This is a genomic window from Mesorhizobium sp. P2_H9, from assembly GCF_056403215.1.
Genome location: NZ_JBFUFX010000018.1, coordinates 14,714 through 32,226 on the forward strand (window position 1 = coordinate 14,714; position 17,513 = coordinate 32,226).

The following is a 17,513-nucleotide window of genomic DNA, read 5'->3' on the forward strand; positions in this document are numbered from 1 at the left end:
CTTATCAGGCGGAGATGATCTTGGTGTATTCGTCGAGCGCCGGTCCGTAATTCTTGGCGTACCAATCCATGTCGAGCGCGATCTGCTTCTTCATGTTTTCGGGGTCGACCGGGTTGATGCGCTTCTTGTCGGCGGGGATCAGCGCGTCGGTGGCCGGATTGGCCGGACCCTGTCCCAGCTTGTCGAACATCACCAACTGCTTTTGCGGATCCTGGGCGCTGGCGATGAACTTCATCGCCGCGTCCTTGCCGCCGGGATTGCCCTTGAGCACGGCGAGCGCACCGGGCGAGATCAGGCCTTGGTCCCAGATGAACTTGATCTTGCCGCCGGAGTCCTGCTCGATCAGCGAGGCGCGGGTCGACCAGACGATGGCCATCGAGGCCTCGCCGTTGAGCAGCACGCTCTGGCTCTCTGCGCCGCCGCCCCAATAGGCCACGACATTTTCCTTGAAGGCGGCGATCTTGTCATGCGCGCGCTTGAGGTCGAGCGGATAGAGCGAAGCTGGCGCGATGCCGTCAGCGAGCAGCGCCGCTTCCCAGCTTGACACGCCCCATTTGTAGAGCGAGCGTTTTCCCGGGAACTTCTTCACGTCGAAGAAATCTGCCATGCCGGTCGGGGCGTCCTTGCCGTACTTCTCGGAATCGTAGGCGATGACATAGGAGAAGAAATAGGTCGAAGCGGCGTATTCCCAGCCAAAACCCTCGCGCATCTTCTTCTTGTCGACGACGGCGTAGTCGATCGGCTCCAGCATGCCTTGGGCGCCGAGCGTGATCGCCGAGAACGGATCGACGTCGACCAGGTCCCAGGTCGGGGCGCCGCTCTTGAACTGTGCGGCGATGGCGCCTTCGGTCGGGCCCGAGCCGTCCATCTTGACGGTGATGCCGGTGTCCTTGGTGAAGGCCTGGCCGTAGGCCGCGTCATAAGCGGTGATAGCGTCGCCGCCCCAGTTCACCAGCACCAATTCCTTCGCCGCGGCAAAGGCACCGGAGGAGCGAAGCAGCATCGGAGTGCCGGCCAGCACAAGTGCGGCGAGCTGGGTGAATTGCCGGCGCGAGATCTCGCCGCGCACGGTCCTGGCCGACAGCGCTTCGATGGAGTGTTTCTTGGTTTCATTTGTCATGTCAGTTCCCCTTTTTTCGTTGGTCGTTCAGTTGGTTAGTGTCAACCTTGGAATCATCGCTCGAAGGCTTGCCACTCAAATCGTCATTGTCCTCCGTCCGGAAGCAGGAAACCCTTTTCTGCCGGCCAGGTGAGCCAGACGGAGTTGCCTTTGCTGAGCGCGGCGGCGGCAACCTCGTTCGGCACCGAGACCGTCACCTTGGCGCCTTGCTTCGTGGTCAGGTCGAGCCGCGTCGCGGCGCCGAGATAGGTCGAGGCGATCGCAGTCGCGGCAATGCCGTTCTCGCCCAAGGTCGCTTCACGCGCGATCGACATGTATTCGGGCCGGATCGCCAGGATGGCGTCGCCACGAACTTTTTCGGCCTTGCAGTGCATGGAGACCGCGCGGTCTTCGCACAGGCCCGTCGAGCCATTGTCGGCGGGCCTGACGCCCTTCAGCGGCAGCATGTTGATCTCGCCGAGGAACTCGGCGACGAAGCGGTTGTCCGGCCGGTCGTAGACCTCGTCGGGCGCGCCGACCTGCAGCAATTTGCCGTGGTTGAAGATGGCGACGCGCGACGACAGCGCCAGCGCCTCGCTCTGATCGTGGGTGACGAAGACGAAGGTGGTGCCGGTCTCCTGGTGCAGCCGTTTCATCTCGGCCTGCATCTGGCCGCGCAGCCCCTTGTCGAGCGCCGAGAACGGCTCGTCGAGCAACAGCACGCCGGGCTCGAACACCAGCGCGCGCGCCAGCGCCACGCGCTGCTGCTGGCCGCCCGACAATTGCGCCGGCAGTTTCTTACCATGGCCGACCAGCCCGACGCGATCGATCATCTCACCGACGCGCCGCTTGATCTCGCCCGCCGATTTCTTGCGCACCTTGAGCGGGAAGGCGATGTTCTGTTCGACGCTCATGTGCGGGAACAGCGCATAGCCCTGGAACACCATGCCGGCGGCGCGCTGCTCGGCCGGTCGGTCGGTGATGTCGACGCCGTCGCTATAGAGGCGGCCATCGCTCGGCTGGACGAAGCCGGCAAGGATCATCAGGAAGGTGGTCTTGCCCGAACCGGAGGGGCCGAGCAGGGTCAGGAACTCGCCGCGGCCGATATTGAGCGACAGATTGTCCAGCGCACGGAACGAGCCGAAGCTCTTGCCGATCCCGATTGCCTTGATCTCTGCGGCCCGGCCGGGTTGCTGCATCCTGCCCTTTCCCTAGCGTTGAACGAAATCGTAGGGCAGGGCGCGGCCTCACCGCAACCGAATAGTTTTCGCCTCATCGGCAAATTTGATTCACGGGTGGCGGGTTTTGGGTCGAATGTCCCTTGCCTCGAGGGCGCACTGAAAGTTTGCGTATTTCTACAATCGGTTTTCCGCCATTGCCCATAGGTTGGTCACATCAACGCAGCCGAGAAACGACTGCGGAAACGGCGAGAATTTTCAAGAGGAGAAAACGTCCATGGCCACCCCGACCCCCTTCACCGTCGCCATCCCTGAATCGCAGCTTGCCGACCTCAAGTTTCGCCTTGAGCATACGCGTTGGCCGGATGAGCCTGCGGATGCCGGCTGGATGCTCGGTCCAAACCTGGCCTACATGAAGCGGCTGACCGACCATTGGATCAATGGCTATGACTGGCGCAAGGCCGAGGCAGCCATAAACGCGCTCAACAATTTCAAGGTCGACGTCGATGGAGTCGAACTCCACTTCGTGCATCACCCTTCGAAGAAGAAGGATGCAACACCGCTGCTTCTGCTGCACGGCTGGCCTGATACCTTCTACCGCTACCATAAGGTGATCGAGCCGCTGTCGGAGGATTTTCACGTCGTCGTGCCGTCAATCCCGGGAACCGGTTTCTCCGGCAAGACCGCACTGCCGATGGACAAGGTCACGGACATCTTCGCAAAGCTCATGACGGAAGTGCTTGGCTATGGCAAATTCATCGCCGCCGGCGGCGATGGAGGCTCCGTGATTGCCATGTCGCTGGCCCAGCGGCATCCGGAAAAGCTTTTGGGTTATCACGTCACGGATATCGGCTATCCCGACCACACGACCGATTTCGCCTCGCTGAGCCAGCCGGAGCAAGCCTATGCGGGCGCAATTCAGCGATGGTTCTTCGCCCATGGCGCGTTCAATCTCGTGCAGGCCACCAAACCGCAAAGTCTGGCCTTCGCCATGAATGATTCACCTGTTGGCCTCGCCGCATGGATCATGAGCTTCATGGCCGGCATGGGACTGGGAGACGATGCGGATGCGCGGTTCGGACGTGACGAATTGCTCACCAACATCATGATCACCTGGTTGACCGAAACAGCGGCCTCATCGTTTCGCATCTACAGTCAGAACGCCATGCAGCCGCCAACCATCAAGGGGCTGGACACCAAGGTTCCGGTCGCCGTGGCGACCGAGGCGCCAATCCCGGGCGGTGTGCGGCTGCCGCGCGAATGGGCGGACCGTCAGACCTCCGGCAATGTGGTTCAGTTCCACGACATGGAGACTGCCGGCCATTTCGCAGCCTGGGAGGACCCGGCGTTTTATGCCGGCGACATCAGGCGGTTCGCGGCGCTTCTCAACAAATGACGCGCGGTTTCGTGCTTGTGGACACCGGGGCAAGTCTGTCTTGTTCCGGTGTTCAGATTTTATGGACCGGGTCGAGATTAGAGGGCAGGTGACCCATGATTTTCTTGATGGACTTGATCATGTGCGGTTGGTCGGTGTAGCCGAGATCAGCTGCAACGGAAGCTGAGGCGTCGCCCAGTTTCAGCCGCCTTACAGCCTCCTGCGCTCGCCTGATCAGTTGAAAATCCTTCTGGGTGATGCCGGTCGTCTTCTTGAAATGTTGCTGAACCGACCGGGTCGAGGCAGCCTTGGGCCTCTCGGTGAATGCCTTGGCGACCAGGTCATTGGATTGCAACAGATTTGCCGCAACCATCATCTCGGTAAGCTGTTCGGCATTACCGAAGGTCGGCAACGGAAGTTCAACACCGTCAAGCCGAAAGACCTCGCCCTCGACCGGCAGCAAGCGTATCGCTGCGCCGGTTCTGACCTCCTTGTCCGTCGCAAGGTAGACATGGGCTGCAAAGGATATGACCACTGAATGTTCGCCGGCCAGGTAGGGAACATCGACCGGCTCGGTGGCCTGCCCGCTCAGGAAGATCGTCGGTCGCCCATCGGGCGAGACACTCAGGATCAGGTCCCAGGAGCCATCGGGAGTCGCTCTGTAGATCCCGTCCGTCAGGCAGACCGTCTGCCAAACCCTGTCGATCCAGGGATGGGGCGAGAAGCGATGCGTATGTTTCTGTGTCATGCCTGTCAGCGTGTTAAAGTACGTTCGAGATTACCCTGCCAATCCGCATCCGTCGCAATAGCGCCGGCCCGCCTCAATACGGCTCGACCCTGTTCTCCGACAGTTTCGACCTCAGCCACCCCCCGAACGCCACCAGCACGGGATGGCTCGCCTTGGCGTGCTCCGAAACCAGGAAATACGACCGCGGCGATTTGATCGCGATGTCGAAGGGGCGCACCAGACGGCCCTCGCTCAGTGCCCGGCGGCTGGTCAACTCGTCACCCATGGCGATGCCCTGGCCGGCGATCGCCGCCGAAAACACCAGGTTCATGTCCGAGAAGAAGATGCCGCCCTCGGTATCGGGGTTCTCGACCCTGGACAGCGCCAGCCAGCGGGCCCAGTCCTCGGTATCGCCGAGATGCAAGAGATTGGCGCGCAGCACGTCGGCCGGCTTGGCAAAGCCGCCGACCTTGTTGAGCAAAGTCGGGCTGCAAAGCGGCGTGAAGGAAATCTCGCACAGAAGCTCGACCGCACGGTTCGGCCAGTTGCCGACGCCGAAGGCGATGAAGGCGTCGGCGTCCGGATTGCTGACGTCGTCAAGCCGCCGCGGCGTCAGGATGCGCAGCGCGACGTCAGGGTACATCTGCCGGAACTCGCCGATGTGGGTGCATAAGAACAGCGAAGCGAAGCCCGGGGTGCAGGAGACGCTGAACGAGCCGCCGACGCCAGTGCCGGCATGGCGCGTCACTGCGTCGCCCAGCACGGTCAGCGCCTTGCGCACGTCGCTCGCATAGCGCTGGCCGCGCGGCGTCAGCGCCACGCCCTTGCCGATGCGCTCCAGGAGGTCGAAGCCGAGGTCGCGCTCCAGCAGGCGAAGCTGGTGGCTGACGGCGCTGCGGGTCAGGTRMAGYTCSTCGGCGGCGCGCCAGACRCTGCCGTGRCGGGCRAARCTGTCGAGAGCGCGCAGCGCTTGAGTGGACGGTATTCGCAAGAGGCCTCAGGTGAACCGAATTTGCACGAGCCGGGAAAACATATCACTTTTTGACAGGCCGCTTCACTGCTTTCTTTTGGCCATGGAGAAAGCGGTGACCACTTCGGCGCAAGCCACCGCGCTTGCCTGCCTCGACGGCATCCAGCCGTCGCTGTCGCAATGGACGCGCACCATCTTCGACTTCGGCGAGACCGCCTGGCGCGAATACCAGTCCGCCGCCTGGTATGTGGCGCGGCTGAAGCACGAGGGCTTTTCCGTCGAGGAAGGCTCGGGCGGCATGCCGACCGCGTTCTGCGCCCACTGGACCAATGGCCCAGGTCCGACCGTCGGCATGTATGCCGAATATGATGCTGTGCCCGGCAATTGCCAGGATGCCGCCACCGTGAAGCGACCGCGACCGGGCCTCGGTAGCGAGGCCGGCGGCCATACCGACCCGCATTCGGGCCTCGGCATCGCCAGCCTCGGCGGACTTTTGGCCACCAAGGCGGCGATGCAGCGCCAGGGCATTGCCGGCACCTTGCGCTTCACCGGCGAGCCGGCGGAAAAGGTGAGGGGATCGAAGCCGATCCATGCGGCAAAAGGCTACTATAACGACCTCGCCGGCATGATCTCCTTCCATCCCTTCTACATGCTGCCGCTCTGCAACACGGCGCGCTGGGACACGCATTGTGGCGCCGCCTACGCGATGATCTACCGCTTTGTCTGCGACAAACCCGAAAACTGGGCGCGCGCGGCGGGCGACGGCGCACCGATCCCGCAGGCGCATTCGGCGGTGAGGGCGCCGGGCGCCAACGACGCGCTGATGATGATGTACATGGCCTCCAAAGCGCTGCGCGATTCCATGCTGCCGCATCAGGGTGGCTGGTCGATTAGCGAGGCGATCCTGACCGCGGGGCAAGCCACCGCCGACAATCTGCCGGCTGGGCTGGCGGAAATCCAGTACATGATCCGCGTGCCGACGCTTGCAATGGCCGAGCAGGTCACCGCCGTGCTCGACCGCAATGGCGAAGCTGCTGCCGCAATGAGCGGCTGCCGGCACGAGCGGCACTGGGTGTCGAAGTCGCGACCGGGGCTGGCCAACCACGCCATGGCAACGATTGCCTATGAGGCGCTGTCGAGCGTCGGCCCGCCGCGCTGGGACGAGGCGGCCAAGGCGCTCGCGCGTGAAATCCAGGTCAGTGCCGGTGGCACCGCGACGGAGAACCCTTTCATCGAAGAGCTGGAGCGGCTGATCGAACCGCAGGCGGCGGAAGCGATCCTGCGCCGCGACCTGCCGCCGTCGCAGACAAACTCGACCTCGGACGACTACACCGACATGAGCTGGCACGCGCCGACGGCCCGCTTCTACGTCGCCCGGCCGGCGCTGCGCTCGACAAATGGCCACGCCTGTCCGGCCTGGGCAATGAATGCGCTGGGCGGCATTTCGGCGACGATCGATCCAATGGTCAGTTGCGCTGCCAAAACGGTCGCGCTTTCAGCCCTTCGCCTTCTGGAAGACAAGGCCGCCCGCGATGCGGCGATGGATGAATTCGTGGCCCGCACCGGCGGCGGCATTGGCGGCGCCAACTGGATCGCGCCGCTTTGCGACTACGACCCGCCGATCCATTTTCGCTGGCCGGAATATGTCACCACCGCGCGTGGACGCGACTGGTGGATACCGAGCAGCCAACCCGACCAAGCCACCTGATCAAAACACGAGGAGAACCCCATGACCGTTCATGACCGCATCGTCACTGAGCCGTTTTCATTGCAGCGCCGCAACCCGGCCGGCGGCACCAAGCCGCTGACATCATGGGGCTTTGCCAACGAGACCGATGTGCTGACCGACGTGTTGCTCGGCTCGCCGAATTTCCTGCGCCATCTCTCGACCAGCTCACTGTCGCGCAAGCATCTGCGCGAAGCTCCCTGCAACGTCCAGATCGCGCAGGCGCAGCACAAGGATCTAGTCGCCGCCTACGAGCATTTCGGCGTCAACATCCACTGGCACGAGCCGACGCCGGAACTGCCGATGCAGGTCTATTCCAGAGATTCCAGCGTCATGACGCCCTACGGCGCCTTCATCACCGCCATGGCCAATTGGTGGCGGCGCGGCGAGAATTATGCCGCCATCCGCACCTATGAAAAACTCGGCATCCCGATCTACGACATGGTGACCGCTGGCACCTTCGAGGGCGGCGACTTCAACGTCATCGAGGAGGGCGTGGTGCTGATCGGCTGCGGCGGCGCCCGTACGCAGGAAGAGGGCGCCCGCCAGGTCCAGGCCTGGTTCGACAAGGAAGGCTGGGAAACCCGCATCGCCTTCATCGACGAATATTATGTCCATATCGACCTGATGGTGGTGCCGATCGCGGAAAAACTGACCGCAGTCTGTCTCGCCTGCACCGAGCCCGGCATCGTCGACTGGCTGAAGGGCAAGGGCCACGAGATCATCGACGTGCCGTTCCAGGACACGATGGCGCTCGGCTGCAACTTCATGTCGCTGGGCAAGGACAGGGTAATCGCGCCGACCTCGAGCCAGGCGCTGATCGGCCAGCTCAAGGCGCGCGGCTTCGAGGTGGCGGCGATCGACATGAGCGAGATCTCGAAGACCGGCGGCGGCATCCACTGCATGGCGCAGGCGCTGAAGCGCGAACCGGCCTGAGGGGGCTTCCGAACTCCGCTACATTGACACAAGGGCCTCAGAAGTGGAGACTCTCTGCATATTCGAGGAGAGAATCTGTGAAAAGAACCTACGAAAAGCCTGAGCTGCGCAAGGCGGGAAAGCTCGGATCGCTTGCTGCCGGCGGCGCATCGAAGGTGCCTTGAGCGTAGCTTGAGGGCAAGGGTGCTGTATTCGCATTGACCTCGCCGGGTCTGAACGGCGGGGCTTTTTTTGTTGCGACGGTCAGCTCGCTGGGTCTCGCAAGATCGACCATCATTCAATTTTCTGCCGGAACTTTGAGTGACAGCTCGAGCAATCCTGCAGGATGAGGTGCAGGAGATGCTCCGCCGGCAGTTTGGCGGGATCGGCTTCCACGGCGCCCGGCCGCTTGCCGAGCAAGCTGCCGCCGCCCATTACCAGACCGGAACCCATCCTCATGTCTTCGGTGATGCCGGTTGGAGCTCGCCCGGCCTTGATGGCCAGGGCGCTTGCCAGCGTCCCGATGTGACGGGCCAGCGCCTCGAACTCCGGTCGTGCCTGATCAATCTCCAGCCTGGCGCCCGAAGGCGCGCCCAATGAGGCGCCGGGAAATTCGGCAATGAGGGCAGGGCCGGTGCGGGCGCGGATGGTTTCCGCCGCCGCCTTGAAGGCCGCAGCGTCATAGGCTTGTCTGCCATCGAACATCCCGGCGATCGTCTTGGCTGCTGCTGCCATCTCCTTCATTGAGGCTTGGCGCGCCATGACGATTGCCTCGCTGCCAGCAGCGGCGCCAGCCACCGAAGCGCAGGCAAACGCCAACATCGCGGCGATGGCGGCAGGTCTCACTGAACCAGGCCGGCCAGCTCGTCGATGATCGGGCAGTCCGGCCGCTCGTCGCCGTGGCAGTGGTCGACCAGATGATGCAGCAGATGCCGCAGTCCGGTCAGTTCGGCGATCTTCCTGTCGATCTCCACCAGTTTGGCTTGTGCGACGGCCTTTACATCGGCGCTCTCGCGGTCCTTGTCTTGATAGAGCGACAGCAGTTGGCGGCACTCATCGACCGAAAACCCCAGGCTGCGCGAGCGCTGCAGGAAGCGCAAGCGGTGGATATCTGCCGCCGAGTAGTCACGATAGCCGTTGTCTGTCCGGGCCGGGCGCAGCAAGCCGATGTCCTCATAGTAGCGTATCGTCTTCGAAGGCAGGCCGGATTTTTCGGACGCGAGGCCTATGTTCATGGCTGGAAATCTCCTTTTGCCGAGGAGAATAGACCTTCCAGCCACTGGAAGGTCAACGCGCCGTCGCGGTCTTCTTCAGCGTCATCAAGCCGCCATTTTTCGCCCCATCCGCCGTGGCAGCGGCCTCCTCACGAGCCTCGATGCTGTCCGTCTGCAATGGCTCCGGCAAAAATCCTACAGCTGCGGTTCCTTGACTCGGGACGCAAAAACGGGCAGCAAAGTCGGCTACGGAGAGGATTTAGGCCATTTTGACGGCCGGGGAGGACGCTTTTTGCCATCGATCGCAGTGCAATCGGCGACCGATAGAGTGATTGGTTAACCAAACTTGTCCATCTTTTGAATCAATCGGCAACAGACGCGAAGGGTGCAGGGGGCACCAAGGCGAACTGTGATCGTCACGGCTGCAAGACCGCAGCCGGCAGCCGATTGAGAGTGGTTGTATGGCGTTTGTGCGTTTGAAAGACCGGGGTGACAATCCAGTATCCGGATTGACTTCGATGAGGCCCCGCCTGAGCTGGGTCGCGATTCCGGCCGTTGGCGCCGCAGTCGCTCTATGGTCGGTGGCGACCATGGCCGGCCTCTATTCGGTGGGGACCTCGCTCACCGCTGCTTCAGACAGTCTTCCGCAAAGCCTGGCTCTGCCGCGCACCGTCGCGCTCGCCGATTCCCGGCGCGCCCTTGCCAATTCATGGGCACCGGCGCTGGCCGCAAGCCGGCAGCGTCAGGTGGCCCTGCTCAATCAATGTGACGCCGCTTGCCTGCGCCTGGCGTCCAGCTTCGCGCATGACGGCAAGATGGCGCGGCTGAGGCGGGCGGCTTCAACCGGCCCTGACGCTGGTGCCCCAAATGCCATTGCGGCCCCAAATGCGATTGCACTTGTCACGCCGCGTGACGCGCGCTTCGACGGCGTGGTGGCAAAAGCGAAACTGTCGCCGCAAAAGCTGGCTGACGCCTTCGCCCGCGCCGCTTCCCACCCCTCTGGCGCCCCCTTCATGCTTGCCAGCCTGCCGACGGACGCTCGATTTGCCGAGCCGGTGCGTATGCCGGACAAGCACGGGCCGGCACCGGCGCGCTTCGGGCCGGAGGTCGCGGAAATCGAACGCTCGTCGCGCCTGGCGCTGGCGCTCGCCAAAGCCTTGCCGGAAGTGACGGTCGATGTGACGCCATCGGTTGCGCTGGCGGCAGTCGAACCCGTCGCTGTGCAGGAGCCGCAGCCGGGTGAAGTTCAGCTGGCCTCGCTGCCGCCACAGGATGACCTGCCTGACAGCATCACGTTGCCGGGCCGGCGTCCGCAGGCGGAAATCGATCAGCCGGCCAAGGCCCCCAAGGCCGAAGCTCCGGCCAAGCCCCAATCGCCCAAGGCGGCAAAGGCCCAGACAACCAAGGTCCAGACCGCCGACGCGCCGACGGTCGACGCGCTGCCCGGCGTGCAGTCGATGCGCAGTTCGTCGCAGCCGATCGTGCCAACCATAGGCAGCCAGGGCAAGCAGAGCAGCCAGGGCAAGCCCACCAAGCGGTCGAAGGCCCAGGCCGCCGAGATGCTGGCCTATGCCAAGCCCGACATGCCCGAGCGCGGCTCGGGTGGAGTCTTCCGCAACCTGTTCACCAAGCCCAGCATGGGCAATGGCGTCGCCATCTATGACATCTCGGCCAAGACCGTCTACATGCCCGATGGTTCGCGGCTCGAGGCGCATTCCGGGCTGGGTGCGATGGTCGACCAGCCGCGCTATGTCGACCGCAAGAACACTGGTCCGACGCCGCCCGATACATATGACCTGAAGCTGCGTGAATCGCGCTTCCACGGCGTCGAGGCGATCCGCCTCACACCGGTGGGCGGCAACAACAAATATGGCCGCAACGGCCTGCTTGCCCACACCTACATGCTGCGCGGCGGTCGTGCCGAATCCAATGGCTGCGTCGTCTTCAAGGACTATGCCCGCTTCCTCGCCGCCTACAAGAAGGGCAAGATCAAGCGCCTCGTCGTGGTGCCGCGCATGTCCAAGCCCTTGACGCAGGTCGCCCAGGACGGGCGCGGCGCCTGAATCATTTTGGCAGGGTGATCCGCTATCATCCTGTTTGACCATGATATTTCATGGTCTCCATCCAACGCCTTTCCACCCGATTGTCAGCAGCCGGCATTGAAAGCGTTTTCAATTCCGGCTGGGGATACTATGAGTGATCAGGGCGGCTCCCGGCTTCAAACAATCAAGAGGATGTCATGACAATACGCGCTGTCGTTTGGGGCGAGAATATCCATGAGCGGACCAATGAGGTGGTCGCCGGCATCTATCCCGAGGGAATGCACGCGACCATCGCCAATGCGCTGAAGGTCGACCCCAACATTTCCGCGTCCTGGGCAACCCTCGAGCAGCCCGAACATGGTCTGCCGGCCGACCGTCTTGCACAAACCGATGTGCTGGTGTGGTGGGGCCACAAGGACCATGGCGCCGTCGCCGACGAAGTGGTCGAGCGTGTGGCGCGCCGGGTCTGGGAAGGCATGGGGCTGATCGTCCTGCATTCCGGCCATTTCTCAAAAATCTTCAAGCGGCTGATGGGCACGCCCTGCACGCTGAAATGGCGTGAGGCCGGCGAGCGCGAGCGGCTGTGGGTGACAAGCCCGAGCCACCCAATCGCTGCCGGGGTGGGTGAGTATTTCGAACTCGAAAACGAGGAAATGTATGGCGAGCAATTCGCTGTGCCGGAGCCGCTGGAAACGGTCTTCATCTCGTGGTTCCAAGGCGGTGAAGTCTTCCGCTCGGGGCTGACCTACAGAAGGGGCGCGGGCAACATCTTCTATTTCAGGCCCGGCCACGAGACCTATCCGACCTATCACGACGCCAATGTCCAGAAGGTGCTGCGCAACGCCGTGAACTGGGCGCACAACCCGCAGGGCACCAAGCCCGCGATCCTGGACGCGCCGAACGTGCCGGTCGACAAGGCGCTGGAACCAATCGTCGAGCGCGGCGGCAAGCTGCACGCCTCGGGTGAGGCCGGCTTCCGCTAAACCCGGTAAGAGGGAACAGCGGCTTTCCGTCTGGATTTGCGTCAAAATAACACCTAGACCACATCCGTCCCATCTCATTGAATCGAACCAATTCGCTCGGAGTGCAACAAAATGCGACTTTTGATACTCGGCACCGGCTGGATGGCTCAGGAACACGCCAGGCAATTCGGCAAGATCAAGGGCGTTGAACTGGTCGGCGCCGTCGATGTCGACGCCAAACGCGTCGATGAATTTTCCGACGGCTTCGGCATCCCCAACCGCTTCACCGCGCTGGAGGACGCGCTGGCATGGGGCAAGTTCGACGCGGTGACGAATGTGACGCCCGATCGCATCCACCATCCGACCACCATGGCGCTGATCGCGGCGGGCAAGCCCGTCATGTGCGAGAAGCCGCTGGCCGAAAACTTCGAGAAGGCCAGTGAGATGGCCGACGCCGCCAAACGGGCCGGCATCATCAACATGGTCAACCTGACCTATCGCAATGTCGCGGCGCTGCAGAAGGCGCGCGCCATGGTGCTTGCCGGCGACATTGGCGAGATCAGGCATGTCGAGGCGTCCTATCTGCAGAGCTGGCTGGTGTCCAAATTCTGGGGCGACTGGCGCACCGATCCGAAATGGCTCTGGCGCCTGTCGCGCAGCCACGGCTCCAATGGCGTTCTCGGCGATGTCGGTATCCACATCCTCGATTTCGCCAGCTATGGCGCCGCGCTCGACATCGACCACGTCTTCTGCCGGCTGAAAGCCTTTGACAAGGCGCCCGGTAACCGCATCGGCGAATACGACCTCGACGCCAATGACAGTTTCACCATGGCGCTGGATTTTTCGAATGGCGCCTTCGGCGTCGTCCATGCCAGCCGCTGGGCGACGGGCCATATGAACGAACTGCGCCTGCGCATCTATGGCGACAAGGGTGGCATCGAAGTCGTGCACAATCTGGAGGGTTCTGAGTTGAAAGCGTGCCTGGGCGAGAACATCGAGACGGCCAAATGGCAGGTGCTTGATGCCGGCACGGTGCCGACCAACTACCAGCGCTTTGTCGATGCGGTGAACAGCGGTGTCCAGGCCGAACCATCATTCCACCATGCGGCCGAATTGCAGAAGGTGCTCGACCTTGCCGTCGTCTCCGACGCGAAGCGGACTGAACTGAGGGCAAACGCCGACACGCAGTAGGCTTGGATTCGGCGAGGCGGCGCCGATCTCACGGACCACGCGCAATTCTTTCAATCATTTCTTGAAATGGGAACCAGCCGTTTCATGATCTGATGGCGCCTGCGAACACGGGAGGCGTCATTGACCGACTACATCGGGTTACCGAAAGCCGAAGTGCACATCCACGTCGAGGGCTGCTTCGAGGCCGACGATGTGATCAGGAATTGCGAACAAGCGGGCATTCCGCTGCGTGCACCGCGTGACAGGCTCTTCGAGGCACACGATTTGAAGAGCTTCCTCGAGATGCTCGACTGGCTGTGCGGGACATTTCGGACGCGCGAGCAACTGGCCACCACGGCCTACAAGTTTGCGCAGCGCATGGGCAAGAGCGGTGTGCGTTACGCCGACGTCATCGTCAACCCGACACACTGGCCGCATTGGCAAGGCAACATCCCCGGGATGATCGACGCGTTCGATGCCGGTTTTGCGGCCGCCGAGCAGGACGGGGACCCGCCGGTCGGGCTTTGCGTCAGCCTGCTTCGCACCCAGTCGGCGGCGGAGGCCATCGGACTGGTGGAGTTGCTGAGCGAGATCAGACACAAGCGGGTCGTTGCGCTTTCGGTCGACGGGAATGAGGCGGCTGCCGGCCGCACCGGCCCACGCTTCGCCGAGGCGTTTCGCCGTGCTGCGGCGGCGGGTCTGCGGCGCACCGTCCATGCGGGCGAGTCGAGCGGCCCGGAGGGCGTTCGCGACGCAATCGAACTGCTTGGCGCCGACCGCATCGACCACGGTGTCCGGGCGATCGAGGACCCGGAGCTTGTCGACTTGCTGGCGCAGAGGCAGATTCCCCTGGGCATCTGCCCGATCTCCAACGTGGCGCTCGGCGTCTATCCGTCGCTTGCCGAACATCCGATCGATGCCCTGCGCAAGGCCGGCGTCCCCGTCTCGATCAACACCGATGATCCGGCGCTGCTCGACACGACCCTCGAAGCATCTTATGCCGCCTGCGCCGAGGCCTTCGCGTGGGACGCTGAAACCATCCGCCAGCTCGCTGCGACATCGCTGCGCGCAAGCTATGCCGATCCCGCGGTGAAGGCGCAAAGTCTGGCGGATCTGGCGGCCTGGCAGGCTTGACAAGGCCGCTGTCGACTCGTGTGCGGGAGGGCGCCGACGCGCCTGACGAGGCGAAGCTCAGCGGCCCCAAAGCGTCCTTCCGCCACACCGCCGAACTGCATAAGGTTGCTCGATCTCTCGTTGGTCTCCCATGAGAAACGGGCGGAGCTGAAAGGAGCCAGCCATGACAACGCGCCGCGCCGAATGTTCCTGCGGCCAGCTTTCAGCCACCTGTTCGGGCGAGCCGGTCCGTATCTCGGTGTGTCACTGCCTGGACTGCAAACGCCGCACGGGCAGCGCCTTCAGCTACAATGTCCGCTTCGTGGAGGGTGACGTATCAGTCCAGGGGCGAGCTGCGGAATTCATGCGCACTGGCGACCAGGGCGGTCGCATCATCTACAGCTTCTGCCCGGATTGCGGCACCAATGTTCACTACCGGATCGACACCCAGCCCGGCGTGATCGCCATTCCGGTAGGCGCCTTTGCCGATCCGTCCTTCCCGCCGCCCTTCCAATCCTTCTACCACGACACCAGGCGCTGCGAGTGGGTCGAGATCAAAGCCGAGCCTTTGGCAAGGCTCGGCTGAAGACGCAGTCAACCTGCCGGTGGGACTGCGACCCCGGCGTAGTGACTTCCGAGCTGCCAGAAGAGCAGCGGAAATCGCGTTCGCTCCTCATGAACGAGCCTGAAGCCGGCCCCGTCAATCAGACCTAATGGGTCGCGATTGAGGTGGCAGCCGCCGGCAAGCGCTCCCCACATCCGGTTCAGGCGCTCCTGCCACCTGCGGCAACGCGGCCCATCGGCCTGGCCGTGCTCGATGAAGATCAGCCGGCCCGTGGACTTCAAGATGCGCCGGATTTCGCTCAGCGCCGCCTCAGGGTCCGGAATGGTACAGAAAGCGTAGGTGACGACGACCGTGTCGGCAAAATCATCGGCCAATGGCAGGGTCTCGCCGCGGGCCCGGAGGCATTCGACATCGAACGGCATGGAACGGCTCTTCGGTTCGGCCAAGCCGAGCATCGTGCCGTCGGGATCGACGCCCACCAGCCGCTCCACTTTGGCGGAATCGTAGTAGGGAAGGTTCAGGCCGGACCCGAAGCCGACTTCCACAACAATGCCCTCTGCCTGTGGGATCATGTGCCTTCGCATGTGCGCGAATGCGTTGGCCGAACAGCCGGCGTGGACGAAGTAGGGAGCAACGCAGCGTGCGTACCAGGAGAGACAGGATTGGCACATATCTCAGCCTCCCTGTCGAGCGTCGATAAGGCCGCCATCTTCGGCAACAGCCGCGGACGTGCAATGATGGGTGAGAGTATTGACCAGTGACATTTATCGCTCCAAGTCTGTCTTCAGACGGGCCACATCGGCCCAACGTCGTGGGGATAGGTAGAAGGTCTGCGTCCCCTCAACGTCCCCGCCCGGCACATACGGATCCATGGAGCGATTGCAGTTCCGACTTCTGGGTTTTCCGGAGTTCCGTCTGAACGGGCGGCGGGTGGAACTTGCCTTGCGCAAGGCGGCAGCGCTCCTAATCTACCTCGCCGAGGCCGCTGGGCCTGTGGCGCGTGAGGTCGCAGCCACGCTCCTGTGGCCCGAAACCGACGAGGAAGCCGCACGCGCACGACTTCGGCGCACGCTGTATAAGATTCGCATCGCGTTCGGCAGCGAGGTTATCGCTGCCAGCGGAACATCGCTAAGCCTGCATCCGTCGCTGTCCGTTGAGGTCGACTCAAGGGTTTTCGAGCATGCCTGTGATCTCGGTCCCCTCGACCAGGCAGCTGACCTCTATAAGGGCGACTATCTCGCCGGCTTCTCTCTGCCGGACTGCATGGAATTCGAGGAGTGGGTATTCTTCAGGCGCGAGGCCCTGCGCAGCCGGCTGGTACAGGCGCTGGAGCGGCTCGTCGAAGCGAAGATTGCCGGCGGTGAGCCTCGCGCCGCGGTAGTGCATGCGACGCGCCTGACGAGGTTGGACCCTTTGAGCGAAAGCGCGCACCGTCACCTGATCCGTGCGCACCTGACGGCCGGGGACAGGGCGGCAGCCGAGCGCCAGGCCGAAACCTGTGTCAGGCTGCTGCGGGACGAACTCGGCATCGCGCCGGACCCCACAACGCTTGCCATGCTGCATGGGCCAACTCACGATGCCACCTTGGACATGCCCAGAACGCGCTATGTCGAAGTGGGTGGCATCCATATCGCCTACCAAATCGTCGGCAAGGGCTCGATGGACATCGTGCTTGTTCCGGGGTTCATTTCGCATGTCGAAAGGGTCTGGGAAGACAGGAGCTGCCGTGCCTGGATCACCGCGGTTTCGCGTCTTGGCCGCCTGATCCTTTTCGACCGGCGAGGCATGGGACTTTCCGACCGTGTCGGTGCCCGCCCGACCGTCGAAGCGACAGCGCAGGATATTCTGGCGGTCATGAACGCGGCCGGCAGCCGAAGGGCCTTGCTCATCGGCGCGTCAGAAGGTGGCCCGGGTTGTGTCCGTTTTGCCGTAAACCACTCTGATCGCCTGATCGGTCTGGTTCTGTGGGGCTCCCTGGCGAAAGGCAGTCGCGCACCCGACTATCCCTTTGCCCTGACCGTCGCGCAATACGATCTGTGGAAGCAACGGCTGCTCGCCGGTTGGGGTGGCCCGGCGGAAATCGAAACTTTCGCCCCAAGCCTGACCGCAGACCGCCAGGCGCAGAGCTGGTGGGCTGGGTTGCTCAGGGCAGCCTCCAGTCCCGGCGCGGTCGCGGGCCTGCTGGAAGCGCTACGCGATACCGATGTCCGTCATCTCCTTGCAAAAGTTTCGGCAAGGACGATTGTTCTGCACCGCTCCGGCGACCGCGCCGTGCGCATCGAAGCCGGGCGCTTCCTCGCCGCCAACATCCCAGGCGCGAAGTTCATCGAGGTCGCCGGCAACGATCACTGGTTCTGGGTCGGCGACCAGCAGCCGCTGCTCGATAGCATTGGCGCGATTGCACGACGCAGCTGATCGCTCAGCCGGGGACGATCAGGGGACACCCCCTGTGCAGGG

At 63.2% G+C, this 17,513-nt stretch carries 16 protein-coding genes; 9 read left to right on the forward strand and 7 right to left on the reverse strand.

Annotated features, from left to right (window positions below):
- Positions 1-4: 4 nt before the first annotated feature.
- Both AC1DXN_RS27505 and AC1DXN_RS27510 read right to left on the reverse strand, forming a co-directional pair.
- Positions 5-1,120: an ABC transporter substrate-binding protein gene (locus tag AC1DXN_RS27505; protein ID WP_477277510.1), complete on the reverse strand. Its 1,116-nt coding sequence runs from the start codon at positions 1,118-1,120 to the stop codon at positions 5-7.
- Positions 1,121-1,203: 83 nt separating this feature from the next.
- Positions 1,204-2,298, reverse strand: a complete 1,095-nt coding sequence (locus AC1DXN_RS27510; protein WP_477248112.1) for an ABC transporter ATP-binding protein — start codon at positions 2,296-2,298, stop codon at positions 1,204-1,206.
- A 256-nt stretch (positions 2,299-2,554) separates the two neighbouring features.
- On the opposite strand from AC1DXN_RS27510, the gene AC1DXN_RS27515 reads away from it, so the two are divergent.
- Positions 2,555-3,673 (forward strand): epoxide hydrolase family protein, encoded by a 1,119-nt coding sequence (locus AC1DXN_RS27515; RefSeq protein WP_477277512.1) that lies wholly within the window; start codon positions 2,555-2,557, stop codon positions 3,671-3,673.
- Between the two features lie 52 nt (positions 3,674-3,725).
- Here the strand turns inward: AC1DXN_RS27515 and AC1DXN_RS27520 are convergent, their stop codons facing one another.
- The gene (locus tag AC1DXN_RS27520; protein ID WP_477277514.1) at positions 3,726-4,400 is read right to left on the reverse strand and encodes a helix-turn-helix domain-containing protein; all 675 of its coding nucleotides are present in this window, start codon (positions 4,398-4,400) and stop codon (positions 3,726-3,728) included.
- Positions 4,401-4,473: 73 nt separating this feature from the next.
- Positions 4,474-5,370, reverse strand: a complete 897-nt coding sequence (locus tag AC1DXN_RS27525) for a LysR substrate-binding domain-containing protein (protein WP_477421743.1) — start codon at positions 5,368-5,370, stop codon at positions 4,474-4,476.
- An 82-nt stretch (positions 5,371-5,452) separates the two neighbouring features.
- On the opposite strand from AC1DXN_RS27525, the gene AC1DXN_RS27530 reads away from it, so the two are divergent.
- Together AC1DXN_RS27530 and AC1DXN_RS27535 are read left to right on the forward strand one after the other, a co-directional pair.
- Entirely contained in the window at positions 5,453-7,057 is a 1,605-nt protein-coding gene (locus AC1DXN_RS27530; RefSeq protein WP_477277517.1) for a zinc-binding metallopeptidase family protein, read from the forward strand.
- A 21-nt stretch (positions 7,058-7,078) separates the two neighbouring features.
- Positions 7,079-8,011 carry a dimethylarginine dimethylaminohydrolase family protein gene (locus AC1DXN_RS27535; RefSeq protein ID WP_477277519.1) on the forward strand — a complete coding sequence of 311 codons (933 nt, stop codon included), beginning with the start codon at positions 7,079-7,081 and terminating at the stop codon, positions 8,009-8,011.
- Between the two features lie 273 nt (positions 8,012-8,284).
- Here the strand turns inward: AC1DXN_RS27535 and AC1DXN_RS27540 are convergent, their stop codons facing one another.
- On the reverse strand, positions 8,285-8,752 hold the full coding sequence (locus AC1DXN_RS27540) for a cytochrome c (protein ID WP_477277521.1): 468 nt from the start codon (positions 8,750-8,752) through the stop codon (positions 8,285-8,287).
- A gap of 80 nt (positions 8,753-8,832) precedes the next feature.
- Positions 8,833-9,225, reverse strand: coding sequence for a Cu(I)-responsive transcriptional regulator (gene cueR, locus AC1DXN_RS27545; protein WP_477248096.1), 393 nt, complete (start codon positions 9,223-9,225; stop codon positions 8,833-8,835).
- Between the two features lie 497 nt (positions 9,226-9,722).
- On the opposite strand from cueR, the gene AC1DXN_RS27550 reads away from it, so the two are divergent.
- The 5 genes from AC1DXN_RS27550 (at position 9,723) to AC1DXN_RS27570 (ending at position 15,077) form a co-directional block, all read left to right on the forward strand.
- Positions 9,723-11,267, forward strand: coding sequence for a DUF2778 domain-containing protein (locus AC1DXN_RS27550; protein ID WP_477277524.1), 1,545 nt, complete (start codon positions 9,723-9,725; stop codon positions 11,265-11,267).
- A gap of 176 nt (positions 11,268-11,443) precedes the next feature.
- Entirely contained in the window at positions 11,444-12,229 is a 786-nt protein-coding gene (locus tag AC1DXN_RS27555) for a ThuA domain-containing protein (RefSeq protein ID WP_477277526.1), read from the forward strand.
- Positions 12,230-12,340: 111 nt separating this feature from the next.
- Positions 12,341-13,399 (forward strand): Gfo/Idh/MocA family protein, encoded by a 1,059-nt coding sequence (locus AC1DXN_RS27560; protein ID WP_477277527.1) that lies wholly within the window; start codon positions 12,341-12,343, stop codon positions 13,397-13,399.
- A 120-nt stretch (positions 13,400-13,519) separates the two neighbouring features.
- Entirely contained in the window at positions 13,520-14,512 is a 993-nt protein-coding gene (add, locus tag AC1DXN_RS27565; RefSeq protein ID WP_477277529.1) for an adenosine deaminase, read from the forward strand.
- 163 nt (positions 14,513-14,675) lie between these two features.
- Positions 14,676-15,077, forward strand: a complete 402-nt coding sequence (locus AC1DXN_RS27570) for a GFA family protein (RefSeq protein WP_477277531.1) — start codon at positions 14,676-14,678, stop codon at positions 15,075-15,077.
- An 8-nt stretch (positions 15,078-15,085) separates the two neighbouring features.
- Here AC1DXN_RS27570 and AC1DXN_RS27575 read toward each other — a convergent pair whose 3' ends face one another.
- The gene (locus AC1DXN_RS27575) at positions 15,086-15,628 is read right to left on the reverse strand and encodes a class I SAM-dependent methyltransferase (RefSeq protein WP_477248084.1); all 543 of its coding nucleotides are present in this window, start codon (positions 15,626-15,628) and stop codon (positions 15,086-15,088) included.
- Positions 15,629-15,926: 298 nt separating this feature from the next.
- Here AC1DXN_RS27575 and AC1DXN_RS27580 point away from each other — a divergent pair, with 298 nt between their 5' ends.
- On the forward strand, positions 15,927-17,471 hold the full coding sequence (locus AC1DXN_RS27580; RefSeq protein WP_477248082.1) for a bifunctional AfsR/SARP family transcriptional regulator/alpha/beta hydrolase: 1,545 nt from the start codon (positions 15,927-15,929) through the stop codon (positions 17,469-17,471).
- Positions 17,472-17,513: the final 42 nt, after the last annotated feature.